The 15613-nt window shown below is 63.4% G+C and carries 13 protein-coding genes; all 13 read right to left on the reverse strand.

The window, feature by feature from the left end:
- Nucleotides 1-101 precede the first annotated feature (101 nt).
- Genes ftsA through rsmH form a run of 13 tightly spaced genes read right to left on the reverse strand, consistent with a single transcriptional unit; the run spans nucleotide 102 to nucleotide 15604 of the window.
- Nucleotides 102-1334, reverse strand: a complete 1233-nt coding sequence (gene ftsA, locus CLU94_RS09230) for a cell division protein FtsA (protein ID WP_010394955.1) — start codon at nucleotides 1332-1334, stop codon at nucleotides 102-104.
- 49 nt (nucleotides 1335-1383) lie between these two features.
- Entirely contained in the window at nucleotides 1384-2202 is an 819-nt protein-coding gene (locus CLU94_RS09235) for a cell division protein FtsQ/DivIB (RefSeq protein ID WP_099665427.1), read from the reverse strand.
- A gap of 1 nt (nucleotide 2203) precedes the next feature.
- Nucleotides 2204-3172: a D-alanine--D-alanine ligase gene (locus tag CLU94_RS09240; RefSeq protein WP_251351077.1), complete on the reverse strand. Its 969-nt coding sequence runs from the start codon at nucleotides 3170-3172 to the stop codon at nucleotides 2204-2206.
- A 1-nt stretch (nucleotide 3173) separates the two neighbouring features.
- Complete coding sequence (murC, locus tag CLU94_RS09245; RefSeq protein WP_099665429.1) at nucleotides 3174-4577, reverse strand: UDP-N-acetylmuramate--L-alanine ligase; 1404 nt, start codon at nucleotides 4575-4577, stop codon at nucleotides 3174-3176.
- A gap of 10 nt (nucleotides 4578-4587) precedes the next feature.
- On the reverse strand, nucleotides 4588-5682 hold the full coding sequence (gene murG, locus CLU94_RS09250) for an undecaprenyldiphospho-muramoylpentapeptide beta-N-acetylglucosaminyltransferase (protein WP_099665430.1): 1095 nt from the start codon (nucleotides 5680-5682) through the stop codon (nucleotides 4588-4590).
- A complete protein-coding gene (ftsW, locus tag CLU94_RS09255) occupies nucleotides 5679-6890 on the reverse strand; it encodes a putative lipid II flippase FtsW (RefSeq protein WP_099665431.1) in 1212 nt (403 codons plus the stop codon). The genes murG and ftsW overlap by 4 nt, the downstream gene beginning before the upstream one ends.
- The gene (gene murD / locus CLU94_RS09260; protein ID WP_099665432.1) at nucleotides 6890-8446 is read right to left on the reverse strand and encodes a UDP-N-acetylmuramoyl-L-alanine--D-glutamate ligase; all 1557 of its coding nucleotides are present in this window, start codon (nucleotides 8444-8446) and stop codon (nucleotides 6890-6892) included. Before murD ends, ftsW begins: the two co-directional genes overlap by 1 nt.
- A complete protein-coding gene (mraY, locus tag CLU94_RS09265) occupies nucleotides 8446-9621 on the reverse strand; it encodes a phospho-N-acetylmuramoyl-pentapeptide-transferase (RefSeq protein ID WP_077399841.1) in 1176 nt (391 codons plus the stop codon). The genes murD and mraY overlap by 1 nt, the downstream gene beginning before the upstream one ends.
- A gap of 2 nt (nucleotides 9622-9623) precedes the next feature.
- Nucleotides 9624-11054: a UDP-N-acetylmuramoyl-tripeptide--D-alanyl-D-alanine ligase gene (locus tag CLU94_RS09270; RefSeq protein WP_099668228.1), complete on the reverse strand. Its 1431-nt coding sequence runs from the start codon at nucleotides 11052-11054 to the stop codon at nucleotides 9624-9626.
- An 11-nt stretch (nucleotides 11055-11065) separates the two neighbouring features.
- Complete coding sequence (locus tag CLU94_RS09275; RefSeq protein ID WP_099665433.1) at nucleotides 11066-12574, reverse strand: UDP-N-acetylmuramoyl-L-alanyl-D-glutamate--2,6-diaminopimelate ligase; 1509 nt, start codon at nucleotides 12572-12574, stop codon at nucleotides 11066-11068.
- Nucleotides 12575-12582: 8 nt separating this feature from the next.
- Nucleotides 12583-14361, reverse strand: a complete 1779-nt coding sequence (locus CLU94_RS09280; RefSeq protein WP_034748891.1) for a peptidoglycan D,D-transpeptidase FtsI family protein — start codon at nucleotides 14359-14361, stop codon at nucleotides 12583-12585.
- Nucleotides 14361-14630, reverse strand: a complete 270-nt coding sequence (gene ftsL, locus CLU94_RS09285; protein WP_034748894.1) for a cell division protein FtsL — start codon at nucleotides 14628-14630, stop codon at nucleotides 14361-14363. Before ftsL ends, CLU94_RS09280 begins: the two co-directional genes overlap by 1 nt.
- Nucleotides 14627-15604 carry a 16S rRNA (cytosine(1402)-N(4))-methyltransferase RsmH gene (gene rsmH / locus CLU94_RS09290; protein ID WP_099665434.1) on the reverse strand — a complete coding sequence of 326 codons (978 nt, stop codon included), beginning with the start codon at nucleotides 15602-15604 and terminating at the stop codon, nucleotides 14627-14629. Before rsmH ends, ftsL begins: the two co-directional genes overlap by 4 nt.
- Nucleotides 15605-15613: the final 9 nt, after the last annotated feature.

The following is a 15613-nucleotide window of genomic DNA, read 5'->3' on the forward strand; positions in this document are numbered from 1 at the left end:
AACTGGAGATTGAAAACTGCGGTTAAATATAAAATAAAGTTATGTGTGTGTACCTGCGATGCTGCCAAAAAAACCTGACCTACCGGGCGTAAATCAAGCCCTTAAAAATTCCCTAAAAACCATTCCTTCATGCGCTGCCAGACTGCCTTCACCGAGCCGTCCTGACGCGTCACGATGTGGCCGCGCAGGTATTGCTTCTTCGCTTCCAGCAGCAGGCCCAATACCGTGGCATAGCGCGGACTGCGCACCACGTCGGCCAGCTGGCCCCGATACTCGGGCGTGCCAAGGCGCGCCGGTTTCAGGAAAATGTCTTCCGCCATTTCCACCATGCCGGGCATGATGGAGGTGCCGCCCGTGAGCACGATGCCCGACGACAGCACGCCTTCGTAGCCGGATTCGCGTACCACCTGGTGCACCATCGCGAACAGCTCTTCGACGCGTGGCTCGATCACTGCCGCCAGCGCCTGGCGCGACAGGTTGCGCGGGCCGCGGTCGCCCAGGCCAGGCACTTCCAGCGATTCGCCGGGATCGGCCAGGACCTGCTTGGCCACGCCATAGCGGATCTTGATTTCTTCCGCTTCCGCGGTCGGGGTGCGCAAGGCCATGGCGATGTCGTTGGTGATCTGGTCGCCGGCGATGGGAATGACTGCCGTATGGCGGATCGCGCCATCGGAAAATACCGCCACATCGGTCGTGCCGCCGCCGATGTCGATCAGCACCACGCCCAGTTCCTTCTCATCGGGCGTGAGCACCGCATCGGCGGACGCCATCGGCTGTAGGATCAGGTCCGACACTTCCAGGCCGCAGCGGCGCACGCACTTGACGATGTTCTGCACTGCCGACACGGCGCCGGTGACGATATGCACCTTCACCTCCAGGCGGATGCCGCTCATGCCGATAGGCTCGCGCACATCTTCCTGGCTGTCGACGATGAACTCTTGCGGCACCGTGTGCAGCAATTGCTGATCGGTCGGAATGTTAACCGCTTTTGCCGTCTCGATGACGCGCGCCACGTCGGTCGCCGTCACTTCCTTGTCCTTGATGGCCACCATGCCGCTGGAGTTGAAGCTGCGGATATGGCTGCCCGCAATGCCCGCATACACATTACGGATCTTGCAGTCGGCCATCAGCTCGGCCTCTTCCAGCGCGCGCTGGATGGACTCCACCGTGGCCTCAATATTGACCACCACGCCCTTTTTCAGGCCCTTCGATTCGTGCTGGCCCAGCCCGATCACTTCGTGGCGCCCGTCGGACATCACTTCGGCTACCACCGCCACCACTTTCGAGGTGCCGATGTCGAGGCCGACGATCAGGTTTTTCGCGTCTTTTGTCATTTCTTTCGCCTAGTTTTTTGGGCTATTAATTGATTAATTGATTATTCGGTTAAGTCGGTTTTTTAATCGGACTGCCATTTTTCTTCTTGATTGCCGCTGCCGGCCTGCCATCCTTGCCTTCGGCCGGTATCACCAGGCCGGCTGAACTGAGCGCCAGGCCATTCTGGTAACGCATATCGATCGTGTCGATATTTTCCAGCCGGCTCGCCAGCTGCGGGTAAATGCCCACCAGCCGGTCGACCCGCGCCTTCAGGGTCGTATGATTCTGTTCGCGCCCCAGCGCCACGCTCATGCCGTTATCCAGTTTTACGGTCCACGCATAGCGGCTCGACAGCGACAGGGTTTCCGGCACCATCTTCAACGGCGCAAACCACTTTGCCAGCTGCACGTAGGTCGCCAGCACTTCCTTTTCGCTGCCATCGGGGCCGGCAAACGCAGGCAATTCATGGTCGTCTTCCGCCTCGGCCACATTCGCCGTAAACACGTCGCCCTTGACTGACAGCAAGCGCCCGTCCTCGCCCCAGGTACCCAGCGCCTCATGTTCTTCCAGCGCCACGATCAGCTGGTTCGGCCACTCGCGCCGTACGCTGGCACGGCGCACCCAGGGCACCGATTCGAACACGCCGCGCACGCTTTCCAGGTTGGTCGTGAAGAAATTACCCTTGATGCGGCCCAGAGTGCCACTGCGCAGGGTCAGGTAATTCACGTGGCGCAGGCCCTTGTCGTCCGCGCTTTCCACCTTGATCGTGCGCAGGTCGAACATGGGACGCTGCGACACCCACCAGACGCCGGCGGCCACGCACACGACCAGAACCGCGGCCAGCAAGCCGTTGGCAGTCGTATTGAGGCTTTTAGCGTCATGCCACATATCAGCGCTGTCCCTTGTGCATTTTCAGGCTGGCGCCGGCGACAATTTCCAGACACAGGTCTTCATAGCTGGTGCCCTCCGCGCGCGCCGCCATCGGCACGAGCGAGTGCCCCGTCATGCCGGGCGAGGTATTTACTTCCAGCAGGAACAACGCGCTGTCTGCCGTGCGCATCAGGACATCGACCCGTCCCCAGCCTTCGCAGCCCAGGGCGCGGTAGGCGGCCAGGGCGATGCGCTCCATCTCTGCGATGATCGCGCCATCGAGCTGCGGCGGGCAGAAATACTGCGTGTCGTCCGTGAAGTACTTGTTCTGGTAATCGTAATTGCCTTGCGGCGCGACGATTTCAATCGGCGGCAACGCGCGCGCCGTGGCGCCCTTGCCCAGGATCGCAACGGTAAACTCGCGGCCCTTGATGAACTCCTCGGCCAGCACCGAATCATCGAGGCCGGCGGCGATGTCGTAGGCGGCCTGGAAGGCCGACGCTTCGTTGACGGTCGTGATGCCGATGCTCGAGCCTTCATGCGGCGGCTTGACGATCAGCGGCAAGCCCAATTCCGCGGCGACCTTGGCCAAGTCGGAACTGTCGTCCAGTACCGCGTACTTTGGCGTCGGCAGCTGGTGCATCAACCAGATCATCTTGGTGTAGACCTTGTCCATGCCCACCGAGCAGGCCATCACGCCGCTGCCCGTGTATGGAATGCCCAGTTGTTCCAGCGCGCCCTGCAGACTGCCGTCTTCGCCGAAGCGGCCGTGCAGCGCGATGAAGACGCGGTCAAATTGCTCAGCGGCCAATTCGGCCAGGCTGCGTTCGCCCGTATCGAAGCCATGCGCATCCACGCCATGGCTTTTCAGGGCTGCCAGCACGCCCGCGCCGGACATCAGCGACACTTCGCGCTCGGCCGAACGGCCGCCGAACAGGACGCCGACCTTGCCCAATTGTTTAACGTCGATAGCTGAAGCTTGGTTCACGTCAGGCCTTTACAGTGTGAGATTGATACGTTGTCAGTTGTTGCGGGATGCCGCTGATCGAGCCGGCTCCCATGGTCAGCACGACGTCGCCGTCGCGCGCCACGCTCATGATGGTGTCGGCCATGTCCGTCATGGACTCGACGAAGATCGGTTCAATCTTGCCACGCGCGCGCAGTGCATGCGCCAGTGCGCGGCCGTCGGCGGCGACGATAGGCGCTTCGCCCGCCGCATACACTTCGGACAGCAGCAGCACGTCGGGCGCGCCCAGCACTTTCACGAAATCCTCGAACAGGTCGCGCGTGCGGCTATAGCGGTGCGGCTGGAACGCCAGCACCAGGCGGCGACCAGGATAGGCGGCACGCGCGGCGGCCAGCGTTACTTCCGTTTCCACCGGATGGTGGCCGAAATCGTCGACCAGCGCAAAGGTGCCGCCGTTCGGCAGCGCCACGTCGCCATAGCGCGTGAAGCGCCGGCCCACGCCGGAAAACTCGGCCAGGCCCTGCTGCGTGGCGCTGTCGGCGATGCCGATTTCGCGCGCGATGGCAATCGCCGAGCAGGCATTCTGCACATTGTGCATGCCAGGCTGGTTCAGCACCACGTCCAGGTCCGGATAGCCTTCCTGCTGCACGGTGAAATGCATTTCCAGGCCCACGGCGCGCGCGTTGATGGCGCGCACCTGCGCGTCTTCCGCGAAACCATAGGTGGTGACGGGCTTGGTGACGGACGGGATGATGGCACGCACGTGCGGATCGTCGATGCACAGCATGGCGCGGCCATAGAACGGCAAGCGGTGCGTGAACTGCACGAAGGCCTGCTTGAGCTTTTCGAAATCGTGCTCGTAGGTGTCCATGTGATCGGCGTCGATATTCGTGATCACTTCGATCATCGGCGTCAGGTTCAGGAACGAGGCGTCCGATTCATCGGCTTCGGCCACCAGGTAGTCGCCCGAACCCAGCTTGGCGTTCGCGCCTGCGCTGGTCAGGCGGCCGCCGATGACGAAAGTCGGATCGAGACCGCCCTGCGCCAGCACGGAAGCGACCAGGCTGGTCGTCGTCGTCTTGCCATGCGTGCCGGCGATGGCGATGCCGCGTTTCAGGCGCATCAATTCGCCGAGCATCACGGCGCGCGGTACCAGAGGAATCTTGCGCGCACGGGCGGCCGCCACTTCCGGATTGTCTTGCGGGACGGCGCCCGACGTCACCACCGCATCGGCGTCGCCGATATTTTCCGCCGCGTGACCGAGCATGACGGTCGCGCCCAGGCTCGCCAGGCGCTGCGTCGCCGCATTGCTGCCCAGGTCGGAGCCCGACACCTTGTAGCCCAGGTTGACCAGCACTTCGGCGATGCCGCTCATGCCGCTGCCGCCAATGCCGACAAAGTGGATATTGTTTACTTTATGCTTCACAGAGCTAACCTCATGCCAGTTTTTCCAATACGTGTGCGATCGCCTCATTGGCGTCGCGCTTGCCTGCTGCCAGTGCCGCCTGCGCCATCTGCTGGCAAGTGTCGCGGCTCAGCGACGCCAGCAGCGCGCTCAGCGACGCGGCACTCATTTCCGTCTGCGGCAGATGAATCGCCGCGCCTTGTTTCGCCATCCATTGCGCGTTGTCGCGCTGGTGGCTGGTGGTCGATGCCACCAGCGGCACGAGCACGCTGGCCACGCCGGCCGCCGTCAATTCCGACAGGGTGATGGCACCAGCGCGGCAAATCACCAGGTCGGCCTCGGTATACGCCTTGGCCATGTCGTCGATAAAGTCGACCACATTGGCTTGCACGCCCGCCTGCGCATACGCGGCATGCAGGGCATCGATATTCTTCTTGCCCGACTGGTGCGTCACTAGCGGACGTTCCCCCTCCGGCATCAGGGCCAGCGCGGCAGGCAGGCTGTCGTTCAGCGCTTTCGCGCCCAGGCTGCCGCCCACTACCAGGATGCGCAATGGGCCGCTGCGGCCCGCGAAACGCGCGGCCGGCGGCGCCATGGCGAGGATTTCCGCGCGCACGGGATTGCCCGTCACGACAGCCTTGCCGGCAGCGCTGCCGAAATCGGCGGGAAAACCGAAGCACACTTGCTGCGCCAGCGGCACCAGGGTCTTGTTCGACAACAGCAGCGCCGCGTCGGCATTGACCAGCACCAGCGGCACGCCTTTCAGGCGCGCCATCAGGCCACCCGGCACGGTGACGTAGCCGCCCATGCCCATCACCACGTCCGGCTTGCGGCTGGCGATGAAACGGCGAATGGCAAAGAAGCTGGCCAGCATCTTGAAGCCGCCTTGAATGGTATGCGCCAAGCCCTTGCCGCGCATGCCGGAAAATGCGATGGCATCCATGGGAATGCCGCTCTTCGGCACCAGGTCCTGCTCCATGCCGTGAGTCGTGCCCAGCCAGCTCACCTCCCAGCCGCGCGCGCGCATCGTCTGCGCAATCGCCAGGCCCGGGAAAATATGGCCGCCGGTGCCGGCCGCCATGATCATCAGTCTTTTCGTCGTTTTCAAGTTCGTCGCGTTGTTCATAGCCGGCCTCCCCGCATGAGGATCCGGTTTTCGTAATCGATGCGCAGCAAAATCGCCAGGCCGATACAGTTAATCAATACGCCCGTGCCGCCATAACTCATCAAGGGCAAGGTCAGGCCCTTGGTCGGCAGCAGGCCCAGGTTCACGCCCATGTTGATGAAGGTCTGCACGCCGATCCAGATGGCGATGCCTTTCGCCGTCAGTCCCGCGAAGGTCTGGTCGATGGCGATCGCCTGGCGGCCGATGTCGAACGCCCGCTTGATAATCCAGTAAAACATGCCGATCACGACCAGCACGCCCACCAGGCCCAGCTCCTCGCCGATCACGGCCAGCAAAAAGTCCGTGTGGGCTTCGGGCAGGTAATGCAGTTTTTCCACGCTGCCGCCCAATCCCACGCCAAACAGTTCGCCGCGCCCGAAGGCGATCAGCGAGTGTGTCAACTGGTAAGCCTTGTTCAGGGCATTGTCTTCCTGCCATGGGTCGAGATACGCAAAAAACCGCTCGCGGCGGAATTTTGACAGGGCGATGATGGTGACGAAGATCGCCGTCAGCATGGCGCCGATACCGCCGAACCAGATGGCGTTAACGCCGCCCAAAAACAAAATGCCCATGGCGATGCAGACGATCACGCCGAAAGCGCCCAGATCGGGCTCCATCAGCAGCAGCAGGCCGACGAAGCTGACGGCCAGCGCCATCGGCATGAAGCCCTTGGTCAGCTTGTGCATGTATTCCTGCTTGCGCACCGTGTAATCGGCCGCGTACAGCACCATCACCACCTTCATCAGCTCGGACGGCTGCGGCCGCAGGCCCGGTAGGTTCAGCCAACGGCGGCCGCCGTTGACCGACACGCCCAGGCCAGGTATCAGCACCATCACCAGCAGCACCAGGGTGCCGATGAACAGCCACGGCGCCATCTTTTGCCAGGTCGCGACGGGGATACGGAACACCAGCGCGCCGACGACAATCGACACGCCGATGAACAGCGCCTGGCGCACGACAAAATAATTGTTCGTATAGGCGGCAAACTTGCGCGCATCCGACAGCGAGATCGAAGCCGAATACACCATCACCATGCCCAGCAACATGAGCAGCAGGACGACCCATACCAGCGGCTTGTCATAGTCCATCATCTTCGATTGCCGCGCGCGGCTATCCAGCGGCTTGGCAGCCGAACCGGAACCAAAGCTGAAGGGCAGTTGGAAAGCCATCAGATATCCTGTCCGTTTTCCAGGGCGATGTCGCGCACGGCGTCGACAAACACCTGCGCGCGGTGCGCATAGTTCTTGAACATGTCCAGGCTGGCGCACGCGGGCGACAGCAGCACGGCATCGCCAGCCAGCGCCAGGCTGCTGGCGCGTTTGACGGCTTCCGGCAAGGTGGCGCAGTCGACGATGTCCACGCCGGCCGGCTCGAGGGCCGCGCGCAAGGCCGGTGCATCGCGTCCGATCAGCACCACGGCGCGCACGTAGCGCGATACAGGTTCGGCCAGCGGCGAGAAATCCTGTCCCTTGCCATCGCCACCGGCGATCAGCACCAGACGCTGTTCCGCGCCGCCAAACGCCTTGCCCAGACCGAACAGGGCCGCCACGGTCGCGCCCACATTCGTGCCCTTGCTGTCGTCGTAGTATTCCACCTCGCCCACTGCCGTGATCAGCTCCACGCGATGCGGCTCGCCCTGATATTCGCGCAAACCATGCAGCAGCGGCGCGAATGGCAGGCCGATGGCGCGACACAGGGCCAGCGCCGCCAGCGCATTCGAGGCATTGTGCTGGCCGCGGATTTTCAGCGCGTCGGCCGGCATCAGCTTTTTCGCCATCGTCGGCACCGGTTCCGGCGCCGGATCGTTCTTCTTGCGTTTTTTCTCGATCACTTCTTCGCTGGGTACGGCTTGCGCCAGCCAGAAGATGCCCCGTTCATTGACCAGGCCAAAGCTGTCGACTTCCGCCGGTTCGCCCGTGCCGAAGGTGATGGTCTCGACCAACGGGTCGGCCATGTGCATCACGGCCGCATCGTCGCGGTTCAATATGCGCACGGTCTGGTCGCCGAAGATGCGCGCCTTGTCTGCGGCGTAGGCGGCCATGTCGCCATGCCAGTCCAGATGGTCCTGCGACAGATTCAAGACCGTGGCCGCATCGGCCTGCAGGCTGAATGTCGTGTGCAGCTGGAAGCTGGATAATTCCAGGATCCACGCTTGCGGCAAGGTGCTGGCGACGGGTTCCGCCACTTCAGCCTCCGCATCCACCGGCTGCGGCGCAGGCTCGGCATCGAGCACTTCGCGCAGCACGTCCAGCGCGGCCGGGCTGATATTGCCGGCCACGCGCGTGGCAAGGCCGGCGCGTTCGCACAACAAGCCTACGAGGCTGGTGACGGTCGTCTTGCCATTCGTTCCCGTGATGGCGATGACTTTCGGAGCATAGCCGCGTTCTGCCTTCAAGGTGGCCAGCGCCTGCGCGAACAGTTCGATTTCGCCCCACACGGGAATGTTTTTCTCAGTAGCTGCCGGCGCAATCTGCGCCAGTTCGCGGCCCGGCGCGAGGCCTGGGCTGACGGTGACAAAGTCCACGCCGTCAAGCAAGTCGGCCGTGAAGGCGCTGGCGATGAACTGCGCCTGCGGCACGGCGGCCTGCAACGCGGCCAGGCGCTCCGGGGCCTCCCTTGTGTCGGCCACGCGCACGGTCGCACCACTGCGGGCCAGCCACAGGGCCATGGCCAGGCCTGACTCCCCGAGGCCCAGTACCAGTGCGGTTTTAGCGTCGTACATCATCAGCGCAGCTTCAAGGTGGTCAGGCCGAGCAGCACCAGCATCATGGTGATGATCCAGAAACGCACGACAACCTGCGTCTCCTTCCAGCCTTTTTGTTCAAAATGGTGATGCAATGGCGCCATCAGGAAGACGCGGCGGCCAACGCCAAAGCGCTTCTTGGTGTACTTGAACCAGACGACCTGGATGATCACGGACAGCGTTTCAACCACGAAGATGCCGCCCATGATGAACAGGACGATTTCCTGGCGCACGATGACGGCGATGGTACCCAGTGCGCCGCCCAGTGCCAGCGCGCCCACGTCGCCCATGAATACTTTCGCGGGGTGGGTGTTATACCAAAGGAAGGCCAGACCGGAACCGGCCAGCGCGCCGCAGAAGATCACCAGTTCGCCGGCGCCCGGAATGTGCGGGATGAACAGGTAGCGCGCATACGTGGCATTACCGGTCAGGTAGGCGAACAGGCCCAGGGCCGTGCCCACCATCACGGTCGGCATGATGGCCAGGCCGTCAAGTCCATCGGTGAAATTGACGGCGTTGCTGGTGCCGACGATGACGCAATACGTCAGCGCGATGAAGCCCCACACACCCAGCGGATAGCTGATGGTCTTGAAGAACGGGACGATCAGATCGGCCTTCGGCGGCAAGTCCATGGCGAAGCCCGACTGCACCCAGGCGTAGATCAGATTCCACACCTGGCCGGCATTGGGCTCGGAGATGGAGACGGAAAACGCCAGGTAAAACGCGGCGGCGATGCCGATCAGCGACTGCCAGAAGTATTTTTCGCGCGAGCGCATGCCTTCCGGATCCTGGTGCACCACCTTGCGGTAGTCGTCGGCCCAGCCGACGGCGCCAAAGCCCAAGGTGACGATCAACACGGGCCAGATGAAACGGTTCGACAGGTCGGCCCACAGCAAGGTGGAAATGCCGATGGCGATAAGGATCAGCACACCGCCCATGGTGGGGGTGCCGTGTTTTTTCAGATGCGTTTGCGGGCCATCCGTACGCACGGCCTGGCCAACCTTCATGCGCGTGAGCATGCGGATCACGGCAGGACCGGCGCACAGGCCAATCAAGATCGCCGTCAGGGTGGCGAAGACGGCGCGGAACGTGATGAAGTTAAAGACCCGCAATGGGCCAATGTCGTCCTGGAAATAATGAGCGAGCCAGAGCAGCATGATTAGTGAGCTTCCTTGTTATTGTTGTTTGAACCAATCAAATGCTGCACGGCCCGTTCCATCTTCATGAAACGGGAGCCCTTGATTAATACTGTTGCATCCGAACGGCCGGACAAATGCGCATCGAGCGCCGCCAGCAAACCGTCGAACTGTTCGAAATACTCCACGACCGTGCCTGATTCCTGGCTCGCGGCTGCCTGCGCCGGATTGACCAGATGGCGCGCCAGACCGCCCGTCGCCAGCACGTGTTCAATGCCTTTGGCGGCGGCGTAGGCGCCGATCTCTTCGTGGAACTGCTGCCCCTGCGTGCCGACTTCGCCCATCTCGCCCAGCACCAGGATGCGCGGCGCCGCTGCCTGCGCCAGCACATCGATGGCCGCGCGCGCCGAATCCGGATTGGCGTTATACGTGTCGTCGATGATGGTGGCGCCATTGGCGGCGCGTTTTTTCTGCAGCCGGCCGTTCACGGGAGAAAACGCCTCCAGGCCCTGCTTGATATGTTCTGGCGCGATGCCTGCGCCGATAGCGCATGCCACGGCCGCCAGCGCATTGCGCACATTGTGTTCGCCTGCCGCCTGCAAGCCCACGAAGAACTGGCGCAAGCCGCCGTCCTGTGCGCGCACGCTGACGAACAGGTCGCTGCCAAAATCCTCGGCCGCGCGGTGCGTGCAGCTGACATCCGCCTCTTTCGACAGGCCGAAGGTAATGACGGCGCGCGCGCCGGCCAGTTCGCGCCACACGGGCGTGAACTCGTCGCCATGCGGGAAGACGGCCACGCCGTCATGCGCCAGGGCTGCCAGCGCGGCGCCATTCTCGCGCGCCACCGCTACCACCGTGTGCATGAATTCCTGGTGCTCGCGCTGCGCATTGTTCACCATTGCCAGGGTTGGCGCGGCAATCGCCGCCAGACGCGCAATCTCGCCCGGGTGGTTCATGCCCATTTCGATGACGGCAGCCTTGTGTTCTTCATTCAGACGGAACAGGGTCAATGGCACGCCGATCTCGTTATTCAGATTGCCGCGCGTGGCCAGGCGCGCCTCTTCACCAAAGGCGGCTGCCAGGATGGATGAAATCATCTCCTTGACGGTGGTCTTGCCGTTGCTGCCGGTGACGCCGATGACGGGCAAATTGAAACGGCCGCGCCAGCGGTTGGCGATGCGGCCCAGCGCGGCCAGGGTATCGGCGACCACGATGGCCGGCACCTTGCTACTGTCCCAGCCCGCCGGCAGGCGCTCGACCACCACGGCGGCGACGCCGCGCGCGGCCACTTGGTCGAGGAAATCGTGGGCGTCGAAACTCTCGCCGCGCAGGGCCACGAACAGCGAACCGGCTTGGGCGCTGCGGCTGTCGGTGGACACACCGTCAAAAACGGCGTCGCCCGTCAGCTGTGCGCCGTCCAGCGACGGCATCAATTCAGCCAGGCTTGCGTGCATCAGGCTATCCATCAGTTCGTCCTCATCATCGTCAGGCGCGCGGACAGGGCCAGCTGCGCATGGTCGGCATCGGAGAACGGCAGTTTCTTGCCCTTGATTTCCTGGTACGGCTCATGGCCCTTGCCCGCCAACAGGATCACATCCGGCTTGGCCGCGTGCTTGATGGCCGACAAAATGGCCCCGGCGCGGTCTTCGATGGCTTGCGGCTGCGGACCGTCGGCACGCATGCCGGCGACGATCTGCGCGATGATGGCGTGCGGGTCTTCGCTGCGCGGATTGTCGCTGGTGACCAGCACGTGATCGGCCAGCTGCGCGATGGCGCCCATCTGCGGACGCTTGCCCGGATCGCGGTCGCCGCCGCAGCCAAATACGCACCACAGCTGGCCGCCCCGCTCCTGCGCCACCTGGCGCAAGGCAGCCAGGGTTTTTTCCAGCGCGTCAGGCGTATGCGCGTAATCGATGACGACCATCGGCGCTTCCTGGCCGCCCACCTGCTGCATGCGGCCCGGGGCCGGCTGCAGGGATTCGATGCCGTCGATGGCGGCGCGCAGACCGGTTCCGTGCGCCAGCAAGGCGCCCAGCACGGCCAGCGCGTTGCTGATATTGAAGTGGCCCACCAGCTGCGTCTTGATCAGCGCAACGCCCAGCGCGCATTCCAGATGGAAGTCGGTGCCGGCATTACGGCTGCGGAACTGGCTGGCGCGCAGCATCAGCACACCCGGCAAATCGGGCAAGGCGGCCGCATCCTGCAGGGTATAGCCGATAACCGGATACTCGCCGGACAGCTTGCCGTCCACATGGCGGACCAGGCGCAAGCCCATGGGGTCGTCCAGGTTGATGACGACCGTTTTCAGGCCGGGCCAGTCGAACAGCTTGACCTTGGCCGCCTCGTAGGCTGCCATGTCGCCATGGTAGTCGAGGTGGTCGCGCGTCAAATTGGTAAACATGGCGACATCGAAATGCATGCCGGCCGCGCGTTCCTGGTCCAGGCCGATCGACGACACTTCGATGGCGACGGCCTTGGCGCCGGCGTCGCGCATGGCGGCGAGTTTGCGCGCCAGCAGCACGGCGTCCGGCGTGGTGTAGCCGGTCACGTCGAATTCGATGGCGCCGCGCGGCTTGCACAGGCCTACGCCCAGGGTGCCGATGACAGAAGAGGTTTCACCGAGGCGCGCCAGGGCTTGCGCCAGCCACAGCGCGCACGAGGTCTTGCCATTCGTGCCCGTCACGCCGGCGCTGAACATGGCGCTGTCGGGCATGTCGTAAAAAGCATGCGCCACGGGGCCGGCCACGCGTTTCAGGTCGCTGACCAGCAGGTGCGGCACGCTCCATGCGGCGTTCCATTCAACGGCGTCGTGCACGATGGCGGCGGCGCCCTGCTCGATGGCAGCTTCGATAAAATGCGTGGCGTCCGCGTAGGCGAAAAACACGTCGCCGCGCTGCACACGGCGCGAATCGGACGTCAGCTGCCCGGACGGGGCAGCCGTTTTGATCCACAAACTGATGTCTTGTATGGTCATGAGTGACTTCACATGGCCTCCGGGCCGGCATTGGCCGGGACCACGATTTCGGTAACGGAGGAATCGGGCGGTACGTTCATCGCGCGCAGCGCGTTGGTCGCAATCGCCGCGAAAGCGGGAGCGGCAACCTGGCCACCATAGTGGGCAGGGCCGGTCGGTTCATCGATCATCACGGCAATGATGAAGCGCGGTGCCGACATCGGCACCATGCCCACGAACGAGCCGATATATTTGCGCGGCATCGCATAGCGGCCGTTTTCCACTTTATAGGCGGTACCCGTCTTGCCGCCCACGCGGTAGCCGGCGACCTGGGCGCGCTTGGCCGAACCGTGCGCGCCGGAGACCACGAGTTCGAGCATGGCGCGCATTTCGGCAGCCGTCTTCGGCTTGATCACTTGCTGGCCCACGGGCAGTTCATTGACCTTCTGGAACGACAGGGGAATCGTGTCGCCGTCGCGCGCGAACATCATATAAGAGCGCGCCAGCTGGATCAGCGAGACGGAAATGCCGTTACCGTAGCTCATGGTCGCCTGTTCCACAGGGCGCCACGACTTATACGGACGTACGCGGCCGGCCACGGCGCCGGGGAAGCCCCATTTCGGCTGCTGGCCGAAGCCCACCTTGGTAAACATTTCCCACATTTCCTGCGACGGCATGCCCAGCGCGATCTTCGAGGTGCCGATGTTCGACGACATTTCGATGATTTCGGAGACATTGATCACGCCATGCGGCTTGGTGTCGGTGATCGTGCGGTCGGCGATGGTGTAGCGGCCCGGCCCCGTGTCGATCAGGGTGCCCGGCTTGACGCGGCCCGTGTCGAGCGCCAGCGAGACCGTGATCGGCTTCAGGGTCGAACCAGGTTCAAAGGTATCGGTCATGACGCGGTTGCGCAGCTGCTGGCCCGTGAGCTTGCGGCGGTCGTTCGGGTCGTAGCTGGGGTAATTGGCCAGGGCCAGCACTTCGCCCGTGTGCACGTCGAGCACCACGGCGCCGCCGGCCTTGGCATTGAATTTTTCCACCGCTTCCTTCAACTGCGTGAAGGCGATGTACTGGATCTTGCTGTCGACGGACAGGGTCAGGTCCTTGCCATCGTGCGGTTCGTGGATGAAGCCGATGTCTTCGACGATGTGGCCCAGGCGGTCCTTGATCACGCGGCGGCTGCCGGTGGTGCCGACGAGGGTCTTCTGCTGCGCCAGCTCCATGCTTTCCTGGCCCACGTCTTCCACGTTGGTAAAACCCACCACGTGGGTCATCACTTCGCCCTGTGGATAAAAGCGCTTGTATTCCTTGCGCTCGTCGATGCCGTCGATGCCCAGCTTGGAAATCTTGTCAGCCACGTCCATCTCGACCTGGCGTTTCAGGTAAACGAAGCTGCGGTCCGAATCGAGCTTCTTGCGCAATTCGTTGACGTTCATTTCCAGCAGGCCGGCCAGCGCATTGATTTTCTCGGGCGACGCCTGCAGCACGTCGTCGGGAATGGCCCAGATGGCTTTCACGGGGACGGACGAGGCGAGCACCTGGCCATTGCGGTCGGTGATCTTGCCGCGCGTGGCCGGCAATTCCAGCGTGCGCTCATAGCGCGCCTTGCCCTGCTTTTGCAGGAACTGCGTCGAGACGCCCTGCAGCCACAGCGCGCGCGCGCCCAGGCCGGCGAAAGCGAAGAACAGCAGGAACAGCACGACGCGCGAACGCCAGACGGGCAGGCGCACCGCCAGTACGGGGTTCTTCGAGAATGGCACGCCTTTCGATGCCGCCACCCGGCCGTTGCTGTTACCGCCCAACTTCATTATTCGCCCTCCGTCAGGTATTGCGTACGCGCCGCCGTCAGCGGCGTCATGCTCAGGTCGCGCCGCGCGATCGATTCGATGCGTTCATGCTTGCCCAAAGTGGACTGGTCCAGCTGCAGTTGCGCCCAGTCGATGTCGAGCTGGCGCGACAGCGCTTGCGCGCGCTCCAGGTCGATCAACAGGTGGCGCGACTGGTATTGCGCGTTCACCAGCGACAGGCCGCAGCACACCAGCAGGGCCGACAGCACGACACACAGCTTGCCAGTCATCGGGCGCCGCCGTTTGCAGGGGCGGCCAGCGGCAGGCGCTGCGCCACGCGCATCACGGCCGAACGCGAACGGGGGTTGCCCTCGATCTCGGCGTCGGACGGCTTCATCTTCGAAATCAGCTTCATTTCCGGCTGCGGCAAGTCCACCGCGCGGATCGGCAGGCGGCGGTCAGGCTGCTCCACGTTCGCCTTCGAGGCGAAGAAGCGCTTGACCATGCGGTCTTCCAGCGAATGGAAACTGATCACGGCCATGCGCGCGCCGGGCGCCAGGCAGGCATACGCCTGGTTCAGGCCGATCTCGAGATCCTCGAGCTCTTTGTTAATGAAAATGCGTATGGCCTGAAAGGTGCGGGTAGCGGGGTCCTTACCCTTCTCGCGGGTCTTGACGGCGCCTGCCACGATGCCGGCAAGCTGTCGTGTGCTTGAAATTGGCTGGACTGCCCGGCCAGCAACAATCGCCTTTGCAATCTGAAAAGCAAACCGTTCTTCCCCATAATCGCGTATCACTTTCTCTAAATTCTGCTCGGTTTCCACCGCCAGCCATTCGGCCGCGGAGATGCCGCGCGTGGTATCCATGCGCATGTCCAGCGGTCCGTCGTTGCGGAAGCTGAAACCGCGCGCCGCGTCGTCGACCTGCGGCGACGAGATGCCCAGGTCGAGCAGGATGCCGTCCACCTGCTGCACGCCGCGTTCGGCCAGGCTGGCCGTCATGGTGGCAAAGCTGTCGTGGACGATTTCAAAGCGGGGGTCGCCGATCTGTTCGGCCGTGGCGATCGCCTGCAAATCCTTGTCGAAGCCGATCAGGCGCGCATCGGCGGCCAGGCGCGACAGGATCAATCGGCTATGGCCGCCGCGGCCAAACGTGCCGTCGACGTAAACGCCGTGCGCGCGGTCGCCCGACAGGTCGAGCGCATCGACCGCTTCATCGAGCAGCACCGTGCGATGCTGAAATTCCGGCACCGTGAGTTGTGTCATTACGGAGCC

The sequence above is a fragment of the Janthinobacterium sp. 13 genome (assembly GCF_002749695.1).
In the GTDB taxonomy this organism is placed as follows: Bacteria; Pseudomonadota; Gammaproteobacteria; order Burkholderiales; family Burkholderiaceae_D; genus Janthinobacterium; species Janthinobacterium kumbetense.

Coding starts and splice junctions, on each gene's coding strand:
- ftsA (WP_010394955.1), bottom strand. CDS start 1,334: ATGACAAAAGACGCGAAAAACCTGATCGTCGGCCTCGACATCGGCACC.
- CLU94_RS09235 (WP_099665427.1), bottom strand. CDS start 2,202: ATGTGGCATGACGCTAAAAGCCTCAATACGACTGCCAACGGCTTGCTG.
- murG (WP_099665430.1), bottom strand. CDS start 5,682: ATGAACAACGCGACGAACTTGAAAACGACGAAAAGACTGATGATCATG.
- ftsW (WP_099665431.1), bottom strand. CDS start 6,890: ATGGCTTTCCAACTGCCCTTCAGCTTTGGTTCCGGTTCGGCTGCCAAG.
- murD (WP_099665432.1), bottom strand. CDS start 8,446: ATGATGTACGACGCTAAAACCGCACTGGTACTGGGCCTCGGGGAGTCA.
- mraY (WP_077399841.1), bottom strand. CDS start 9,621: ATGCTGCTCTGGCTCGCTCATTATTTCCAGGACGACATTGGCCCATTG.
- CLU94_RS09270 (WP_099668228.1), bottom strand. CDS start 11,054: ATGCACGCAAGCCTGGCTGAATTGATGCCGTCGCTGGACGGCGCACAG.
- CLU94_RS09275 (WP_099665433.1), bottom strand. CDS start 12,574: ATGACCATACAAGACATCAGTTTGTGGATCAAAACGGCTGCCCCGTCC.
- CLU94_RS09280 (WP_034748891.1), bottom strand. CDS start 14,361: ATGAAGTTGGGCGGTAACAGCAACGGCCGGGTGGCGGCATCGAAAGGC.
- ftsL (WP_034748894.1), bottom strand. CDS start 14,630: ATGACTGGCAAGCTGTGTGTCGTGCTGTCGGCCCTGCTGGTGTGCTGC.
- rsmH (WP_099665434.1), bottom strand. CDS start 15,604: ATGACACAACTCACGGTGCCGGAATTTCAGCATCGCACGGTGCTGCTC.